We start from the raw sequence: 19516 nt of genomic DNA on the forward strand, positions 1-19516 counted from the left end.
TTAAACGATACCGTCATAACAAAGTTTAATTAGGTAAAGGTAATTATGGGTAAAGCTCTTGTTATCGTGGAGTCCCCGGCTAAAGCCAAAACGATCAATAAATATCTTGGCAATGACTACGTAGTTAAATCTAGCGTGGGTCACATTCGTGATTTGCCAAAGAGTGGTTCTGGCAGCCAGAAGAGCGAAAACTCATCCGCCACGAAAGGCGTGAAAAAAGTTAAAAAGGATGAGAAATCAGCCTTAGTCAGCCGTATGGGAGTTGATCCCTATAATGGATGGAATGCGAATTATCAAATTCTACCCGGCAAAGAAAAAGTCGTGGCTGAACTAAAAGCATTGGCTGAGAAAGCTGATCATGTCTATCTCGCAACGGACCTTGACCGCGAAGGAGAAGCTATCGCGTGGCATTTACGCGAAGTTATCGGCGGTGATGATGAACGGTTTAGTCGAGTGGTTTTTAACGAAATCACTAAAAATGCCATTACACAAGCTTTCCAAACTCCGGGTGAGTTAAATATAGATCGCGTTAACGCGCAACAAGCACGTCGCTTTATGGATCGTGTTGTGGGCTATATGGTTTCGCCTTTACTTTGGAAAAAAGTTGCTCGCGGATTATCTGCGGGTCGAGTGCAATCAGTTGCTGTGCGTCTTTTAGTTGAACGTGAGCGTGAAATTAAAGCCTTTGTTCCTGAAGAATATTGGCAATTACATGCATCGCTGTTAACGCCTGATGAACAGCCATTGCGTATGGAAGTCACGCATTATAATGACAAAGCCTTCAACCCTGTTTCATCTGATGAGACTCAGGTTGCGGTTAAAGCATTACAGAATGCGACCTTCACGGTAAAAGATCGTGAAGATAGACCAACATCCAGCAAGCCAAGCGCACCGCTTATCACATCAACCTTACAGCAAGCGGCAAGTACGCGTTTAAGCTTTGGTGTGAAAAAGACAATGATGCTAGCTCAACGCCTTTATGAAGCAGGTTATATAACCTATATGCGTACTGACTCGACTAACTTAAGTCAGGATGCAATTCAAATGGCGCGTGATTATATCAATGAGAATTTTGGTGCTAAGTATTTGCCGAAAGAGCCAAACGTTTATTCGAGCAAAGAAAACTCTCAAGAAGCGCACGAAGCTATCCGTCCTTCTGACATCAACGTTATCGCAGAATCTTTAAAAGATATGGATAACGATGCCAAACGTTTATATCAACTGATTTGGAATCAATTTGTTGCTTGTCAAATGACACCAGCAAAATACGATTCGACGACATTAACAGTCGAATCAGGTGATTATAAACTACGTGCTAAAGGTCGTACTTTACGTTTTGCAGGTTGGACGAAAGTCATGCCAGCGATGCGTAATAAAGATGAAGATAAAACCTTACCAGCCGTTGATGTAGGGGCAAAACTGGCTTTAGCTGAGTTAGAACCCACTCAACACTTTACTAAGCCACCAGCACGTTTTAGCGAAGCGACTTTAGTTAAAGAATTAGAAAAACGCGGTATTGGTCGTCCTTCAACATATGCATCTATCATCTCCACTATTCAAGATCGTGGTTATGTGAAAGTCGAAAACCGTCGTTTTTATGCAGAAAAAATGGGTGAAATTGTAACTGATCGCTTAGAAGAGAATTTTAGCGATTTAATGAATTACGATTTTACTGCGCAAATGGAAGATCATCTCGACCATGTTGCTAATAATGAAGAAAATTGGAAAGCGGTATTAGATGCATTCTTCACCGATTTTAGTCAGCAATTAGATGTTGCTGAAAAAGATCCTGAAGAGGGCGGAATGCGACCAAATCCAATGGTTATTACGTCAATTGAGTGTCCAACTTGTTCTCGACATATGGGAATTAGAACGGCGACAACAGGCGTATTCTTAGGATGTTCAGGCTATGCATTACCGCCTAAAGAGCGTTGTAAGCAAACCATTAACCTTATCCCTGAAGATGAATTATTAAATATTCTTGAAGGGGAAGATGCAGAAACTAACGCATTACGTGCTCGTCGTCGTTGCCCGAAATGTGGTACTGCAATGGACAGTTACCTGATTGATACTCATCGCAAATTACATGTTTGTGGTAATAACCCTGCATGTGATGGTTATGAAGTTGAAGAAGGTGAATTCCGCTTAAAAGGTTATGAAGGGCCAGTTATTGAGTGCGATAAATGTGGATCTGAAATGCACCTGAAAATGGGGCGTTTTGGTAAATACATGGGTTGTACAAATGATGATTGTAAAAACACCCGTAAGATCTTAAAAAGCGGTGAAATTGCACCACCGAAGGAAGATCCCGTTCCACTTCCTGAATTGCTATGTGAAAAATCAGACGCTTACTTTGTCTTACGAGACGGTGCTGCGGGTGTCTTCTTGGCTGCAAACACGTTCCCTAAATCAAGAGAAACGCGGGCACCAAAAGTAGAAGAGCTAGTTCGCTTTAAAGACCGTTTAGCAGAGAAAATGCGCTATTTAGCAGAAGCTCCGGTGGCTGATCCTGAAGGAAACCCAACGATTGTGCGTTTTAGTCGTAAAACAAAACAGCAATATGTTTCTTCAGAGAAAGACGGTAAGGCAACAGGTTGGTCTGCGTTTTATGTCGATGGAAAGTGGGTTGAAAAAACCAAATAACATTGGCATTGCGTGATACATAAAAAAGCGACTAATGAGAGTTAGTCGCTTTTTTGTATTAAGAAGGTATGCTAATTAAATACACTGAAACAGTATTAATGGTTAATTTCTATTTGTCTGATATTTTACTTTGCTAATAATAAGACGGAGATACTATGAAACTGATGCCTTTGTTACTATCTGGCTTACTCTTTACTTCTGTGGCAAGTGCTGCAACGTTAGATGTCACGTTAAAAGAAGCTTTACCGACAGGTGATGGCAACGATATTGGTGTTGTCACTATCACTGAAACTGATTATGGGCTGTTATTTACGCCAAAACTCACTGGATTAACTCCGGGTATTCATGGTTTTCATATTCATGCTAATGGTTCTTGTGAGCCTGATATGAAAGATGGCAAACCTGTACCCGCTTTAAAAGCAGGTGGTCATTTAGATCCTGAAAAAGTTGGTGTTCACTTGGGGCCTTATAATAAAGATGGGCATTTAGGTGATTTACCAGGATTAGTTGTCAATGATAAAGGTGTTGCTGATTACGCAGTATTAGCGCCAAAACTCACTAAGCTTGAGCAAGTGAAAGACAAAGCAATTATGGTGCATGTGGGTGGCGACAACTATTCTGATGATCCTGCTGCTCTTGGCGGTGGTGGTGCAAGAATGGCATGTGGTGTGATTAAATAATTTAGTGCCAATATTATGAAATAAAAGCTGACAAATAATGTCGGCTTTTTTTATGCTTGTTTATAGCTTATAACTATTCGATATAACAAAATCTAAATAACGCTATTAATTACGTTAGACCGAAATGAAATAAGTGATATAGTGGTTATATATTACATCTTTATTATTCTTTTTAGTTATATGAATATAAATAGAATAACGGAATAATAAGTCTTTTGTTGAAGGGATAGCCTCTCCATGAAATTACAACAGTTGCGTTATATCGTTGAAGTGGTGAATAACGATTTAAATGTTTCAACCACGGCAGAGCGTTTGTATACATCTCAACCGGGAATAAGTAAACAAATTCGCATGTTAGAAGATGAGCTAGGTATACAAATATTTTCTCGCAGTGGTAAGCATCTAACGCATGTGACACCTGCGGGTGAAGAAATTGTAAGGCTGTCTAGAGAAATCTTATCAAAAACAGAAGCTATTCGATCTGCTGCAGGTGAACACACTTATCCAGATAGAGGCTCATTATCAATTGCAACAACTCATACGCAAGCTCGTTATGTATTACCCCCAGTAATAAAAGGTTTTATTGAGCGCTATCCTGATGTTTCACTACATATGAACCAAGGATCGCCAACACAAATTGCTGAAGATGTATGCAGAGGTAAAAGTGATTTTGCTATCGCGACAGAATCACTGCATCTTTATAACGATTTAGTGATGTTACCTTGCTATCGTTGGAACCGTATTGTAGTGGTTTCAAAAGATCATCCACTGGCACAAAAACGAGAAGTAACGTTAAAAGAGCTTGCGGGCTACGATATCGTCACCTATACCCAAGGTTTTACTGGGCGTTCTGATCTTGATGATGCTTTCGGTAAAGTAGGGCTAAAACCTAAAATCGTTTTCACTGCAACCGATGCGGATGTCATTAAAACTTATGTGAGACTGCATTTAGGTATTGGTGTGATTGCCAGTATGGCATTTGATCCTGTACTTGATAGCGATTTAGTCGCGATTGATATGCGTGATAAATTTAGTTATAGCACCACTAAAATTGCATTCCGTCGTAGTGGTTTCTTACGTGGTTATATGTATGATTTTATGTGGCGTTTTGCTCCTCATCTTACACGTAATTTGATTGAACAAGCGGTTGCATTGCGAACTAACGAAGAAATTGAAGAGTTATTTAAAGATATCGAATTACCTTTAGTGTAATACTGAAAGGCGGGTGATCCCCGCCTTCAAGCGTGTTCATAAACCTAATTTCTGCTATTACTCATTTCAAATAAAAATCCCCACTAAAAAAAGCATCTGATTTGGCAATACTTAACTGACGATACTTATTTAAAAAATCATAAAATTGCTGATTAATTAGCGGATCATCAAGTGCGCTAGCATCAAATACAGAGGTAATAGTGGTGTACTCTAAAGAGAGGGTAAATTTACGACCTATACAACTAGCGAGTAGCATTTTCGCTGATTGATAAGAAAAACGTAGACTCAAAATTTTCAGCTTTGGAACAAAAATAAGATGATTATTATGATTGAGTATCTCCGTGATCCCCGCAATAGTTATCGTTTGATAGCTATCTAATGATTTTCGTAAACCGACTTCTATTTTTTGCCCTTGGGTACGTAAAAAATCAATAAATTCTCCAAGTGCGGGGGATGTGGCATTGATTGCAGCGCCTAGTAATAACTGAATAAATGCTTGAGCAACGGAAAAATCAAAGGTTTGCTTATGAAGCTTTTTTGTTTCGATTTTATTGTGCCCTAGAAGGGGTAAATGGTTGAGGGTATCTAACCAATGTTCAGGGCGATAATAGGCTTCATTATCCTCTTTTTTTAATGCAGCAAGATGGTTTGCCATAATAGAAATAAGTCCAATTTGAATATTTTTAAGTTGTGACATTCTTTCTATTTCGGAAGGCTCAAAAGGTTTTGGTGATGCGATGATAAATTGTACTAAACCTTCGGCATCTTTTATATTTTGAGAATGTAATGCATTCATCGATAAGGTTTGCGGAAAAGGCGGTGTAACAGGCTCCGCAAAATAGCGATCAGCATTCATAATATTTTTTAGTAAATCAGATTGTTTGTTATTCATAAATATTATCCTTACACAGTTATACCTCTCCCATTAAAGTCTAATTAAGTGAAAATTCAGAGACTAAAATTTATTAACATCATGACAGCCATAACATTGTGTTAACAAATTGTGTGGTCTTTAAGCGAAATTCAACGTTATATGATATGTTTAATAAATAACCTTACCTATTTTGATAGTTTAAACATGCTGTCAGTATAAAAATAAGAAGGAGAAGCTATGTCGTTACGTTTGAAAAAAGAGAGCCATTCCACGCTCTTAGTCGGATCTCAAGAATATGAGTACTACCGTCTTTCAGAAATTGCCCACCAATTAGGCGATATTACCCGTCTTCCTAAGTCCCTGAAGGTGTTACTAGAAAACTTAGTGCGTTATCTCGACAATGAAACTGTTGTTGAAGAGGATATTAAGGCGTTAGTTGAGTGGCAAAAAACAGCACATGCATCACGTGAAATTGCTTATCGACCTGCAAGGGTGCTCATGCAAGATTTTACCGGTGTGCCTGCGGTCGTTGATTTAGCCGCTATGCGTGAAGCAGTGAAATCTTTGGGTGGGAAGGTGGATAAAGTCAATCCACTATCACCTGTTGATTTAGTTATTGACCACTCTGTTATGGTTGATGAATATGCCAGTAAAAATGCATTTGCTGAAAACGTGGAAATTGAAATGGAGCGTAACTATGAACGCTACCTTTTCTTACGTTGGGGGCAGCAATCCTTTGAACGCTTTCGTGTCGTGCCACCAGGTACAGGAATTTGCCATCAGGTAAACCTTGAGTACTTAGGCAAAGCTATTTGGTCTGAAGTGCAAAATGGGCGTCATGTGGCTTATCCTGACACCTTAGTTGGTACAGATTCTCATACCACAATGATTAACGGTCTTGGTGTTCTAGGTTGGGGTGTAGGAGGCATTGAAGCAGAAGCCGCAATGTTAGGTCAACCTATCTCCATGTTAATTCCTGATGTTGTTGGCTTTAAACTAACAGGAAAATTACGCGAAGGGATCACCGCAACTGATCTAGTTTTAACCGTCACACAGATGTTACGCGCTCATGGTGTGGTGGGTAAATTTGTAGAATTCTACGGAGATGGTTTAGCGTCATTACCTTTAGCTGATCGTGCAACAATAGCCAATATGTCACCAGAGTATGGTGCGACCTGTGGATTCTTCCCGATAGATGATATCACTCTTGATTATTTGCGTTTAACAGGACGTGAAGAACAGGAAATAGCACTAGTTGAAGCTTACAGCAAAGAGCAAGGTTTATGGCGACATACAGGTGATGAGCCCATCTTTACGTCAACTTTATCGTTAGATATGGGAACCGTTGAAGCAAGCCTCGCTGGGCCTAAACGTCCTCAAGATAGAGTTAATCTACCGAGTGTACCAAAAGCATTTAAAGCAGCAGTAGAGCTTGAAACTAATAAGAAACCACTGTCACACTTCCCTCAAGTAAAAATTGATGATTATCCTGCGTTTGAATTAACTGATGGTGCTGTCGTTATTGCGGCGATCACATCATGTACCAACACATCAAACCCTAATGTTTTAATGGCAGCCGGATTATTGGCTAAAAATGCGGTAGAAAAAGGATTACAACGTAAACCTTGGGTTAAGTCTTCTTTGGCTCCGGGCTCTAAAGTGGTCACAGATTATCTTAATCTAGCAGGATTAACCCCTTATCTTGATGAATTAGGGTTTAATCTTGTCGGATATGGTTGCACAACATGTATTGGTAACTCTGGGCCTTTATTAGCACCGATTGAAAGTGCAATTAAGGATAATGACTTAACTATTGCGGCTGTATTGTCCGGTAACCGTAACTTTGAAGGGCGAATTCATCCCTTAGTAAAAACCAACTGGTTAGCATCACCGCCTTTAGTGGTTGCTTATGCTTTATCAGGAAATATGAATATCGATCTCACTAAAGAGCCATTAGGTAAAGATAAACAGGGCAATCCCGTCTATTTAAAAGATATTTGGCCTGATAGTAAAGCGATTGCTGATGCTGTTGAGAAAGTTAAAACAGAAATGTTCCATAAAGAGTACTCCGCTGTGTTTGAAGGTGATGCGACATGGAAATCACTGAAAACACAAGATACACCTGTCTATGATTGGCAACCAGATTCTACCTATATTCGACATCCGCCTTTCTTTGAAGGAATGTCAAAAACGCCTGCTCCAATTAAAGATATTCATCAAGCCAGCATTTTGGCTATTTTAGGTGATTCAGTGACAACTGATCATATCTCGCCTGCGGGTAATATTAAGGCGGATAGTCCAGCGGGGCGTTATTTGCGTGAGCACGGTGTTGAGCCGAAAGATTTTAACTCTTATGGCTCAAGACGCGGTAATCATGAAGTTATGATGCGAGGCACATTTGCCAATATTCGTATTCGTAACGAAATGGTGCCGGGAGTAGAAGGTGGTTTTACCAAGCATATTCCAACGGGAGAAACACTGGCTATTTACGATGCCTCAATGCGTTACCAACAAGAAAATACGCCATTGGCGATTATTGCTGGTAGTGAATATGGTTCAGGCTCTAGCCGAGATTGGGCGGCAAAAGGAACACGTTTATTAGGTGTGCGAGTCGTTATTGCAGGCTCTTTTGAGCGTATTCACCGTTCTAATTTGATTGGTATGGGGGTTTTACCTTTAGAGTTTCCTAAAGGAGTAACTCGTCAAACATTAGGCTTAAAAGGTGATGAGAAAATTGAGATCACAGGGCTTAATGCATTAACACCGAACCAAGATGTCGCAGTTAATATTACTTTCGCAGATAATCACACTGAAACTATTATGGCGCGTTGTCGTATTGATACTCAAACTGAATTAGCCTATTTCCAACACGGTGGCATATTGCATTATGTTATTCGTAATATGCTTTAATTAGGTTTAGCTATAATAAATTAAACGCCTCATTATAAAAATAATGGGGCGTTTTTTTCAGTCGTATTTTATTAGGACTGTCTCAGAGATTCTAACTTAGTTAACCACTCATTAAATAAGATGCAATGTTCTCGCATTGTCGCTACCCCAATTTCAAGAGCTGCTAAAATACCAAGTAAGGTTTTTTCATACCCATTAATTAAATTTTCAATTCTTTTACTAGGAGCTGTTTGAGGTGAATTATTGATATGTTCAGGAGAAGTAAATTCTCTCAATATATTGGCAAAACTATCAGTTAATTCATGTCGTTCCATACCTTGAGCCATTTTTTGAGGATGACTAAATAAAAGCGCCTCAAATTCATACATTTGAATATAAGGTATAAACCGTTGCATTGCGTGTTCACCAAGTTTATTTGTTAATTCTTGTGTAAATGCATCTTGGATATGTTTCGCTTTTTCTTCCATGATGGATATCTGTGAGGAAGATGTTTTTCCCGGGAATGACTCAGGCAACCCATAATAATCAAAAAAGGTAGTGCAATAGCAATTTCCATCAGCCAGTAACCTGTTTTTTATATCAGGATAAACGCGTTCAAATTTAAAATTACCCCCCTTGCTTCAACAAGCTCATTTAGCATACGAAAAAAACTGATAAAGTTGCTTTTTCCAACACCATTAGCACCAATCAGTATATTGAGGCTATTAAGTGGGAGGTTATCTAGTTCTCGGATAGATTTAAAACCTTTGATAGTTAATGTATCTATTTTACTCACTGATTTTTCCACCTATCTTATAATTAGGGTGTATGTATTTTCTTTATGGCTTAAAAACAGACTATTGTTAATTCTATTTTTAAATGTGCTTCTGATGGGTCAGTATACTGGGATATAGAAGATTGTTAAATCATCAAATGAGTAGAAGAAAGAGTAGAAGAAAACGTAGCTTAAGTGGATGAAGTAACGTACTTATTATACGTTACTTTTTTATGTCCTAAGGGATCTAATAAGTTATCACCAGCCCTGAATTGCACCACCATTAAAAATGGTTTCGGCGGCTGTTGCAACTTCAGGTGATTGGTAAGCCTTAATAAAATCCCGCACATTATCAGCGTTTTTGTTATCTTCTCTTGTCACAATAATATTGGTATAAGGAGAGTTTTTATCTTCAATAAAAATACTGTCTTTGGTGGGAGATAAATTAATTTGCTGGATGTAAGTTGTACTGATAATAGCGACAGTCACTTTAGGATCGTTTAAAACCCGCGGTAATTGTGCGCCTTCTAGCTCCATAATTTTAAGCTTAAGTGGATTATCAATAATGTCGATAGCTGTAGGCAATAAACCACTGTTTGGTTTTAACGTAATCAGCTTTTCTTTATCTAATAACAGTAATGCTCGACCTAAATTGGTGGGATCGTTAGGAACTGCGATGGTATCGCCTAATTTTAACTCCGAAGGATGCTTAATTTTTGTTGAATAGCCCGCCATAGGAAAAACAAAGGTATTACCAACAGCCACTAAATTGTAACCACGAGATTGATTATCTTGGGCGAGAAAAGGGCGATGTTGAAAAACATTGGCATCAAGTTCTTTATTTGCAGTGGGATCGTTAGGTAATAAAGAACCACTGAAACTTACCAATTCAACCTCTAAGCCATATTTTTCTTTGGCGACTTTTTTGGCAACTTCAGCCACATCTTGTTCAGCACCATTAATCACACCAACCTTGATTGAATAGCTGTTTTTATCGCTATTATCACAGCCAGTTAATAACGTTCCTGCTAATAATAGCGCGCTGAAAATCCTACCAGAAAAATGTAATGGCATAATGCATTCCTATCAAAATTTATTTATTAATAAATAACTTAGAATCAGATGGATAGTCAATGAAATCGCATATGACAAATTTTCACATGATATAATTGAATGATGAAAGAGCGATAAAAAAGAACAAGATATAAACAAAGAAAATAGATAAAGAATGAATTTACAAGGTAATAGAGTAAAAACCATAAATAAAAAATCCGAGCGACACGGGCTCGGATTTGAAAATAATTAATGCTGTGCTGTTACTTATTATTGCGCTTTCTTAAATAAAAGATGGCCCATTTTATCGGCTTTAGTATCAAGATAATGCGCATTGCTTGGGTTACGTCCGACGATCAATGGCACTCGCTCGATAACATTAATGCCTGCGGCTTTCATGATTTCAATTTTCTTCGGATTATTGGTTAATAATCGAACTTCATGAACACCTAATAGGTTATACATATCAGCACAAAGGGTAAAATCACGTTCGTCTGCTTTAAAACCTAACTCGAGGTTCGCTTCAACGGTATCTAATCCTTTATCTTGTAATGCATAAGCGCGTATTTTATTTAGTAATCCAATATTGCGGCCTTCTTGGCGATGATAAAGTAATACGCCACGACCGGCTTTGCTGATTTGTGAAAGCGCAGCTTCAAGTTGGAAACCACAATCACAACGTAGGCTAAATAAAGCATCACCCGTTAAACATTCTGAATGAATACGAGATAATACGGGCTCTGAGCCTGAAATATCGCCATAAACAAGGGCGACATGATCTTTTCCTGTTGCGATTTCTTCAAAACCGACCATTAAAAACTCACCAAAAGGAGTTGGTAGTTTTGCTTCTGCGATACGTCTTAATTTCATTATTTTTGACTCATAATTTCAGGTGAAACTCTCGTTCAAGATTATACACTTTATAACGAGAACAAAGAGAAATAAAACACTGAAATGCTTCCAAGTCTGATAGACAAGGAAATTGGGTAACACACACTTATAAATTCACACCTCTACAAATTATCAGATTTTAAGCCTTATTGCATAATGATTTATTGCTAAACTATCATCGATTATACTAATTACCTTTAAGCATGAACGAAAGACAACATTCGTATTAAAGAAGAGGCAATATATTGAATAAGCAAATAACAAAGTTGATTCTATTGGGCTGTGTGTTGCTCTTAATCATACCGAGTGTTGTGTTGATATTGGGTTGGAAATGGCAACCTACCGACCACCCTTTAGGCGGTATAAGTACATTATGGATAGCAGATAGTGCAGCAAAACCTTGGGGCGCTGTGACGATTATTGTTTTGTTAGCATTGCTCTTTATGGTTTTAAAATTGAAGCGTAACCATTTTATTCAATTAGCAGTGATAATTATTGCTACATTATCTATTGGGCAATTAATTAAGGTCGCGGTTAAAAACACAGTAAAAGAGCCTCGCCCATATGTTGTTTGGGTTAGTAAAAATCTGCACATTAGCTCTGAAGCTTTTTATCAAGTTTCAAGGCCAGAGCGAGAACAATTACTTCAAAATGGGTTAGCCAACTCACCAGTGATCCCTGAATGGCAACTTAAACATTGGAAAGCAGAAACGGGTTATGCTTTCCCATCGGGTCATAGCTTATTCTCTGCCACACTCGCATTATTTGTTTTTGTCCTTTTTATGTTGCGTCGTCATTATTTTTTAGCGTCATTCGGGTTATTATGGGGAATTGATGTCACGGTAGGGCGTATTGTATTAGGAATGCACTGGGCATCTGATGTGATTGTCGGTATTCTTATCAGCACAGTGCTGGTTTGGTGTGCATTTAAGGTGATTGAGCGACGTTTATTGCTCAAATCCTGACGATAGCCCTTATTTTTGAGATACAGAATGTCTTTTTCGATATTTATGTGAAAAAATATACGAAAATCAGATGATTCTAAGAAATGACTTTCTTTGTGCGCAGTGAAAATGCTACCTTTATCTGTCTACTAAAGAAAAGAGAATAAAAAAGGAAATAATGTGAAAAAAGTCCTACTTTTTATTTTGGTTATTCTTGTTCTTGCCATCGTGGTGATAGCTATGACTTTAGGCACAAATAACGATCAGGTAGTCACATTTAATTACCTTATTGCTCAAGGTGAATATCGTATTTCTACCTTGTTAGCAGCTCTGTTTGGTGTGGGCTTTGTACTTGGCTGGATTGTAAGTGGTGTTTTTTATCTACGAGCTCGCTTATCATTAGGTCGAGCAAAACGTAAAATTAAACGTCTTGAAAGCGCCCAAACAAAACAAGAAAACCAAGAAAGTCGCCCAACGGTTGCTTCTGCTACGAAATAAGGACGATAGCTGATGCTAGAATTGCTGTTTCTGTTATTACCTGTCGCTGCGGCTTACGGCTGGTATATGGGGCGTCGTGGCGCTCAACAGGACAAACAGCAGAACGCCGATCGCCTGTCACGTGAGTATGTGGCGGGTGTTAACTTCTTACTTTCTGATCAACAAGATAAAGCGGTTGATCTTTTCCTCGAAATGCTTAAAGAAGATAGCTCTGCTTTTGAAGCCCATCTTACTTTAGGTAATCTTTTCCGCTCTCGTGGCGAAGTCGAACGAGCTATTCGTATCCACCAATCGTTAATGGAGAGTGCTGCACTTTCTTTTGATCAACGCCTACTTGCTGTTCAACAGCTAGGTCGCGACTATGTGGCGGCAGGTGTTTACGATCGTGCTGAAAATATGTTTCAGCAACTTATTGATGAACAAGAATTTCGCCAAAGTGCGCTACAATCTTTGCTTGCTATTTACCAATTAACCAGTGATTGGGGAAAAGCCATAGAAACGGCTGAAAAATTGGTGAAATTAGGTCAGCATGAATTAAAAGAACAAATTTCACATTTTTATTGTGAATTAGCACTTCAAGAAATGAGCAGTGATAATCTCGATAGTGCGCTGAATTTGTTACAAAAAGCAGGGCAAATGGACCCTCTCTGTGCCCGTGTTTCAATTATGTATGGTCGTATCTATATTGCTCGTGATGATAAACAAAAAGCCATTGATGTTTTAATGAAAGTCATTGAGCAAGATAAAGAGATGGTCAGTGAAACCTTACCTATGCTTTTTGAATGTTTCCAATCTCAAGGCGATACTTCTCGTTGGGAAACTTATTTACGTCAATGTGTGGATAGTAATTGTGGTGCGATTGCTGAACTTTACCTTGCTGACATTATTGAAGCTAAAGAAGGTATTGAAGCAGCTCAGTTATACATTAATCGCCAATTAGAGCGTCATCCAACCATGCGCCTGTTCTATCGTTTAATGCGTTACCATTTAGCAGAAGCGGAAGAAGGACGCGCCAAAGAGAGCCTTATCTTATTGCGCTATATGGTTGGTGAGCAAATTCGCACAAAACCAGATTATCGTTGCCATAAATGTGGTTTTACCTCTCATGCATTATATTGGCATTGTCCATCCTGTCGTTCATGGGATACCGTTAAACCTATTCGCGGTTTAGATGGTCAGTGACGATGTCACTTTTTTAATAGTCTCTTTATAAATAAAGGCCCTAAAATGTCATTTCATTGTGATAAAAAATCGCCCGAGCTTACCTGCGCGCCCGTTATTGTGGCACTAGACTATGAAGACCAAAAAAGTGCATTAGATTTTGCACAGCGTATCGATCCCTCATCTTGTCGTTTGAAAATTGGTAAAGAGATGTTTACCCGTTTTGGACCTCAATTTGTCACTCAGTTACAAAAAGAAGGGTTTGATATTTTCTTAGATTTGAAATTCCATGATATTCCCAATACCGTTGCAAGAGCTGTCGCCGCCGCTGCTGATTTAGGTGTATGGATGGTCAATGTACATGCAAGTGGTGGAAGTCGCATGATGCGTGCTGCCAAAGAGAGCCTTACAGCCTTTGGTAAAGATGCACCACTTTTAACGGCTGTGACAGTACTTACCAGTATGGATCAATCTGATTTAATTGAATTGGGAATAACATTGACGCCCGCAGAACAAGCTGAACGTTTAGCGTTACTGACAAAATCTTGTGGTCTTGATGGTGTTGTCTGCTCTGCACATGAAGCAACGCGTTTTAAACAAGTTTGTGGTGATGATTTCCTATTAGTCACTCCGGGTATTCGCCCGGCAGGAAGTGATGTTGGCGATCAGCGTCGCGTAATGACACCAGAGCAAGCCATTGCCGCAGGTGTTGATTATATGGTGATTGGTCGTCCTATCACACGTAGTGATAATCCTCTAGAAACACTGCAACAAATTAATCGTTCTATACAAGGTATGTAATTTAACATGGATAATAACTCTCGTTTGGTTTATTCCACAGATGCGGGTCGCATTAAAGAAGAAGAACAAAAGCCTGTGCGTCCTGCCGGTGATGGTATTGTGCGTATTCAGCGCCAAACTAGTGGACGCAAAGGCAAAGGTGTTTGCGTTGTTTCAGGTATCGATCTGGATGATGCAGAGTTAGCCAAACTGGCGGCTGAATTGAAGAAAAAATGTGGTTGTGGTGGTAGTGTAAAAGACGGCTTAATTGAGATCCAAGGTGATAAACGTGATTTAATTAAATCGCTGTTAGAAGCCAAAGGAATGAAAGTTAAACTCGCTGGTGGCTGATTTATTTAGCTAGATAGCAACAAAATTAATCATAGTGCGCTGATTTTCCATTGAGATTAGCGCATTTTTTATTGTCACATTTTTTTATTTTCACATAAGAGATGTCTTTTTAAAGGTATTTTATGAAAGCGTATTGGATGGTTGTTGCACTGTTATATTCTTCTGCGCTTTTTGCAGAAACTAAGGCAGAAAATAAGACTGAGAACATGGTTGTTCATGATAAATACTGCTCTTCGCCAGAGCAAACAATGGATGAGGTCTTTGAAAGTGGGGCACTAACCTATTGTGTTTATTCAGGTCTTTCAATTGCAGATGCTTATAAAAAATATGTCAGTGAACATGATGAAGATTATCTTGTAAAAACCATTAAGGTGAACAATAACATCCAAAAAGAGTATACGAAAGATGATGTTTCTGTTGATTATAAATGGGAAAGTCCAAAGAAATTGATGATAGAACAACAGTTTTCAGGTGGCTTTACGGAATTTCTATTAGAAGAAGATAAGAAAGGCACTAAAATCACAATTACGGGACATCCTGATTAATTGTTAGTAAAACAGCGAAGTTTATAAGTAAGAATATAGGTGACAATGTCACCTATTTTTTTGTATTTCATACTATTCTTTCTCATCTATTTTTAGATATTTCACTGGCACTGAAAGTGTTAGCCAAACACCATTATCAGCCTGATAAAACTCAAAACCTTCACTAAACATTTTTTCACTATCCACCGTTAAAACAATGGCTTTTCCATGACGATCACCAACATTCACGGCTGTTTTATAATCTTGTGAAAGATGCACATATTGGCGACCATTAGGAATTAAACCTTGCTTAAAAATACTGTCGATAAAGCGAGTTGCTGTACCGTGAAAAAGTATTTTAGGGGGAGTAATTGCTTGGTAATCAATTGTGGTTTTAAGCGAGTGTCCTTGAACTGCGCGAATAAAAAGGCCGTCTTCTGAGATAGCAAAACGCTTTTTATCATTGGTTTCTACAACGTCTTTAATTAATTCAAGAGTTAGCACTGTTCCATTTTTCTGTGCTAATGGGATCAATTTTGATATTTCACCCCATCCTTGGTCATCTAACGTTAAACCGATGCTTTCGGGAGCATGGCGTAAGATATAACTTAAAAAACGACTAACTTGTACTTTGTCTTTCATTGATTTAATCCATTTATTATTTATTGAGTTTATGACGCAAGAGAAAATATCAAGAGGCCATAAAAACATTTCCTTTCTTTTTAATGCTCTTTTTTATCGCTAGTTTAAAAATTAGAGATATAAAAAAAGCTGATAGCTCAAAATGAACTATCAGCCTTATTGTATACCGATTTAAGTCCTATTAGATAGGACGAGCGACGATATTACGAGTTTCCAGTTTTACATCTTCAATACGAACAGGAATAACATCATTGAGTTTATACGCGGTTTCGCCTTTCACAATAACAGTGCCTGTCTCTTGGCTACATTGGATTTCGTCACGTACAGCATGTAAGAATGGTGCAGGAATAAAGGCAACAGCACCATTTTCAACTAGACGAACACGAACACCACCACGGGTAATATCGATAATTTCTGCATTAAATGGTGTTTCAGTACCAGCAAAAGGTTTTAAGAAACGTGCATATAACCAATCACCCACGTCACGTTCAGCCATACGGTTAGCACGGCGACGCTCAGCAATACGAATGCCATCTTCTTCTTGCGGTTTTTCAGCGCTTTCTTTGCTAATAATCGCTTTTAGCAAACGGTGATTTAAAATATCACTGTATTTACGAATTGGTGAAGTCCATGTCGCGTAAGCTTCTAACCCTAAGCCAAAGTGAGGACCTGGTTCTGCTTTGATTTCAGCAAAGTTCTGGAAGCGACGAATACGGCTATCAAGGAATTGATTTGGCTGGTTATCAAGTTCGCGACGTAATTGGCAGAAACCTTCAAGGGTTAACAAACTTTCAGATGTCGTTTCAATACCGTTATCTTTTAAGGTTTGTACAACTTGATCGATATAAAGTGGATCAAAGCCTGTATGAACGTTGTAAACGCCAAAACCTAAGTTTTTCGCCAGCACTTTTGCCGCACAGATATTGGCGGTGATCATCGCTTCTTCAACAATGCGGTTTGCGATACGGCGTTTTTCTGCCACGATATCTAAAACATTACCGCCTTCATCAAGAATAAAACGGTAATCAGGGCGTTCTTTAAAGACCAGAGCATGTTTTTCACGCCATTCATGACGTTTTTCACTCATCTCTTTTAATAACATTACTTGCTCATGAACCATTTCATTTTCAGGTTGCCATTGTGAGTTTTCACCTTCTAACCAATCTGAAATGTTGTCATAAACCAGCTTAGCTTTTGATTCTACCCATGCAGAGTAGAAGTGAATATCTTCAAGCAGAGCACCATCTTCAGTGATGCTGACTTGGCAAACTAATGCAGGGCGTTTTTCATTAGGACGTAATGAACAGATGTTATCTGACAGTTCACGAGGCAACATTGGGATATTGAAGCCCGGTAGATAATTAGTCAGCGCGCGTTGTGCCGCAATTTTATCTAGTTCACTATTTGGCAGAATATAAGCCGTTGGATCGGCGATTGCGATAAACAGCGTCAATTGACCGTTCTCTTCTTTACGAATAAAGAGCGCGTCATCCATATCTTCTGTTGATGCACTATCAATAGTGACAAAGGAGAGAGAAGTCAGATCTTCACGAGGCAAAGTATCATGTAATGTCAGCGCTTCGTTACCCATTTCAGGCGCATCACGCTCAAGCTGATGACGCATTAAGGTCACCCACCAAGGCGCAAAGTGATCATCTTTATCAGTAATATAATCGGTTATTTCTGCCTGAAAACCTTTATCACCTTTATTAAGTGGGTGACGACGCATTACAGCAACAGCCCAATCTTGATCAACAAAGCTATGTGTTAAGCCTTGAGCAGGACGGCAAGGAATAGCGTCTTTTAAAAGAGGATGGTCTGGAATTATCCACAGACGGTTATCACCTTCTTTTTTCTGAATACGCCCGACAAAACGCGTTAAGAAAGGTTCGACTAATTCTTCGGGTTCAACCGACTCTTTATCGCCGTTTGTATGAACGGCAGCAATAACTCGGTCGCCGTGCATCACTTTTTTCATTTGCGGAGGGGGAATAAAATAGCTTTTCTGACCATCAACTTCAAGGAAGCCAAAGCCTTTATCTGTTCCCTTTACAAGGCCTTCCACGCGCGGTGTCTGGGCATGGAGTTGCTGTTTTAGCTGAGCAAGCAGCGGATTGTCTTGAAACATATTTTTCCGGAAAGTCGGCAGTTTTAATAATAAAAAGTGGGCAATAGTTTTATTCGATTGTGTGTAGTGACGCAAGCAATATTGCATCATAAAAACAGACAAATCGGCAAAAAATTATTCAGGATCTGTTTTTTCTTTAAATTCACAAAGATCTTCAATAATACAAGAGCCACACCGTGGTTTTCGTGCAATACAGGTATAACGACCATGAAGAATAAGCCAATGGTGACAATCAACTTTAAATTCTGCCGGAACAACCTTTAACAGTTTTTGTTCGACTTCATTGACATTTTTACCTGGGGCGAAACCTGTGCGATTACTCACTCTAAAGATATGCGTATCGACAGCGATTGTTGGCCAGCCAAATGCGGTGTTTAAAACGACATTTGCTGTTTTGCGACCGACGCCAGGTAAGGCTTCTAGGGCTTCTCTGTTTTCAGGAACTTCGCTGTTATATTTATCGACTAAGATTTGACACGTCTTAATCACATTTTCAGCTTTAGTATTATATAGACCAATGGTTTTAATGTATTTCTTAAGACCATCGACACCTAAAGTTAGTATCGCCTGTGGCGTATTGGCAACAGGGTAAAGCTTAGCTGTTGCCTTATTAACACTCACATCAGTGGCTTGTGCAGAGAGTAATACGGAGATCAATAGTTCAAACGGAGAGTCAAATTTTAGCTCTGTCGTTGGTTGCGGATTGTCATCACGCAACCGAGTTAGAATTTCAATACGTTTTGCTTGATTCATTATGCTCACAAATTAATTTTTAACGATATGACTACCACAGCCTTGTTCTTTTTCGTAAGTTTTAGTTGTCGAAGCGCTGCGCTTTTTCTGTCTTTCATCAATTAGGTATTTTGCTGCTAACATAAAGCCTAAGCCGATAAAAGCACCCGGTGGCAAAATAGCAAGTAAGAAGGGTGAGTCTAAATGTACTATCTCAACTCTTAATACTTGTGCCCATTCACCTAATAGTAAATCAGCCCCGTCAAATAATGTACCGTTACCTAATACTTCACGTATAGCACCTAAAACAAAGAGCGCCGCAGTTGCACCTAATCCCATCGCTAGACCATCAATAGCAGAAGGAAAAACTTCATTCTTAGCCGCAAAAGCTTCAGCACGACCAATAACAATACAGTTAGTGACGATCAATGGAATGAAGATCCCTAAAGATTGATATAAGCCATAGGCGTATGCGTTGATCAGTAATTGCACAGCACTGACGACTGACGCAATTATCATAACATAAATTGGGATACGAATTTCAGAGGGAACCCAACGACGTAAGCTAGAAACGGCAACATTTGTGCAAAATAGGACTAATGTTGTCGCAATACCGAGACCCAAGGCATTTGTTGCGGTTGAGGAAACCGCCAGTAAAGGGCACAACCCAAGTAATTGCACTAAAGCCGAGTTGTTTTTCCATAACCCTTGAGAAAAGAGCTCTTTAATTGAGTTCATA

19 protein-coding genes are annotated in these 19516 nt (G+C 39.0%); 10 read left to right on the forward strand and 9 right to left on the reverse strand.

The genetic code is table 11. The features are described from left to right. Nucleotides 1-45: 45 nt before the first annotated feature. From topA to cysB, 3 genes are all read left to right on the forward strand, one after another. Complete coding sequence (gene topA, locus D7029_RS08550) at nt 46-2643, forward strand: type I DNA topoisomerase (RefSeq protein ID WP_194952407.1); 2598 nt, start codon at nt 46-48, stop codon at nt 2641-2643. 155 nt (nt 2644-2798) lie between these two features. Further along, nucleotides 2799-3323 carry a superoxide dismutase family protein gene (gene sodC, locus D7029_RS08555; protein WP_088495695.1) on the forward strand — a complete coding sequence of 175 codons (525 nt, stop codon included), beginning with the start codon at nt 2799-2801 and terminating at the stop codon, nt 3321-3323. 237 nt (nt 3324-3560) lie between these two features. Further along, complete coding sequence (gene cysB, locus D7029_RS08560) at nt 3561-4535, forward strand: HTH-type transcriptional regulator CysB (protein WP_075672088.1); 975 nt, start codon at nt 3561-3563, stop codon at nt 4533-4535. Between the two features lie 61 nt (nt 4536-4596). On the opposite strand, the gene D7029_RS08565 is transcribed toward cysB, so the two are convergent. Next, nucleotides 4597-5427 carry a hypothetical protein gene (locus D7029_RS08565; RefSeq protein WP_088495694.1) on the reverse strand — a complete coding sequence of 277 codons (831 nt, stop codon included), beginning with the start codon at nt 5425-5427 and terminating at the stop codon, nt 4597-4599. A gap of 219 nt (nt 5428-5646) precedes the next feature. On the opposite strand from D7029_RS08565, the gene acnA reads away from it, so the two are divergent. After that, the gene (gene acnA / locus D7029_RS08570) at nt 5647-8319 is read left to right on the forward strand and encodes an aconitate hydratase AcnA (RefSeq protein ID WP_194952408.1); all 2673 of its coding nucleotides are present in this window, start codon (nt 5647-5649) and stop codon (nt 8317-8319) included. A 71-nt stretch (nt 8320-8390) separates the two neighbouring features. Here the strand turns inward: acnA and D7029_RS08575 are convergent, their stop codons facing one another. The 4 genes from D7029_RS08575 to ribA all read right to left on the reverse strand — a co-directional run bounded on the left by D7029_RS08575 (nt 8391) and on the right by ribA (nt 10996). Then, nucleotides 8391-8897 carry a DUF4276 family protein gene (locus tag D7029_RS08575; RefSeq protein WP_194952604.1) on the reverse strand — a complete coding sequence of 169 codons (507 nt, stop codon included), beginning with the start codon at nt 8895-8897 and terminating at the stop codon, nt 8391-8393. After that, a complete protein-coding gene (locus tag D7029_RS08580; RefSeq protein ID WP_228766753.1) occupies nt 8894-9094 on the reverse strand; it encodes an AAA family ATPase in 201 nt (66 codons plus the stop codon). The genes D7029_RS08575 and D7029_RS08580 overlap by 4 nt, the downstream gene beginning before the upstream one ends. A gap of 237 nt (nt 9095-9331) precedes the next feature. Beyond that, nucleotides 9332-10147, reverse strand: coding sequence for a MetQ/NlpA family lipoprotein (locus tag D7029_RS08585; RefSeq protein WP_088495689.1), 816 nt, complete (start codon nt 10145-10147; stop codon nt 9332-9334). 249 nt (nt 10148-10396) lie between these two features. Continuing rightward, nucleotides 10397-10996, reverse strand: coding sequence for a GTP cyclohydrolase II (gene ribA, locus D7029_RS08590; RefSeq protein WP_075672080.1), 600 nt, complete (start codon nt 10994-10996; stop codon nt 10397-10399). Between the two features lie 305 nt (nt 10997-11301). On the opposite strand from ribA, the gene pgpB reads away from it, so the two are divergent. The 6 genes from pgpB to D7029_RS08620 all read left to right on the forward strand — a co-directional run bounded on the left by pgpB (nt 11302) and on the right by D7029_RS08620 (nt 15296). Beyond that, complete coding sequence (pgpB, locus tag D7029_RS08595; protein WP_228766754.1) at nt 11302-11982, forward strand: phosphatidylglycerophosphatase B; 681 nt, start codon at nt 11302-11304, stop codon at nt 11980-11982. A 159-nt stretch (nt 11983-12141) separates the two neighbouring features. Then, nucleotides 12142-12459, forward strand: a complete 318-nt coding sequence (locus D7029_RS08600; RefSeq protein ID WP_088495686.1) for a LapA family protein — start codon at nt 12142-12144, stop codon at nt 12457-12459. Between the two features lie 12 nt (nt 12460-12471). Continuing rightward, nucleotides 12472-13641: a lipopolysaccharide assembly protein LapB gene (lapB, locus tag D7029_RS08605; RefSeq protein WP_098942984.1), complete on the forward strand. Its 1170-nt coding sequence runs from the start codon at nt 12472-12474 to the stop codon at nt 13639-13641. 45 nt (nt 13642-13686) lie between these two features. Then, entirely contained in the window at nt 13687-14421 is a 735-nt protein-coding gene (pyrF, locus tag D7029_RS08610; RefSeq protein ID WP_165124027.1) for an orotidine-5'-phosphate decarboxylase, read from the forward strand. A gap of 6 nt (nt 14422-14427) precedes the next feature. Next, on the forward strand, nt 14428-14751 hold the full coding sequence (gene yciH / locus D7029_RS08615) for a stress response translation initiation inhibitor YciH (RefSeq protein WP_088495683.1): 324 nt from the start codon (nt 14428-14430) through the stop codon (nt 14749-14751). A 122-nt stretch (nt 14752-14873) separates the two neighbouring features. Beyond that, nucleotides 14874-15296, forward strand: coding sequence for a hypothetical protein (locus D7029_RS08620; RefSeq protein WP_194952410.1), 423 nt, complete (start codon nt 14874-14876; stop codon nt 15294-15296). Between the two features lie 72 nt (nt 15297-15368). Here D7029_RS08620 and D7029_RS08625 read toward each other — a convergent pair whose 3' ends face one another. The 4 genes from D7029_RS08625 to D7029_RS08640 form a co-directional block, all read right to left on the reverse strand. Next, entirely contained in the window at nt 15369-15917 is a 549-nt protein-coding gene (locus D7029_RS08625) for an RNA 2'-phosphotransferase (RefSeq protein ID WP_194952411.1), read from the reverse strand. A gap of 181 nt (nt 15918-16098) precedes the next feature. Then, nucleotides 16099-18045 (reverse strand): exoribonuclease II, encoded by a 1947-nt coding sequence (locus D7029_RS08630; RefSeq protein ID WP_194952412.1) that lies wholly within the window; start codon nt 18043-18045, stop codon nt 16099-16101. A 114-nt stretch (nt 18046-18159) separates the two neighbouring features. Then, a complete protein-coding gene (gene nth, locus D7029_RS08635; RefSeq protein WP_161710889.1) occupies nt 18160-18798 on the reverse strand; it encodes an endonuclease III in 639 nt (212 codons plus the stop codon). Nucleotides 18799-18810: 12 nt separating this feature from the next. After that, nucleotides 18811-19515 (reverse strand): electron transport complex subunit E, encoded by a 705-nt coding sequence (locus D7029_RS08640; RefSeq protein ID WP_023582263.1) that lies wholly within the window; start codon nt 19513-19515, stop codon nt 18811-18813. Between the last annotated feature and the right edge of the window lies 1 nt (nt 19516).

This window comes from Proteus vulgaris (assembly GCF_016647575.1).
In the GTDB taxonomy this organism is placed as follows: domain Bacteria; phylum Pseudomonadota; class Gammaproteobacteria; order Enterobacterales; family Enterobacteriaceae; genus Proteus; species Proteus mirabilis_B.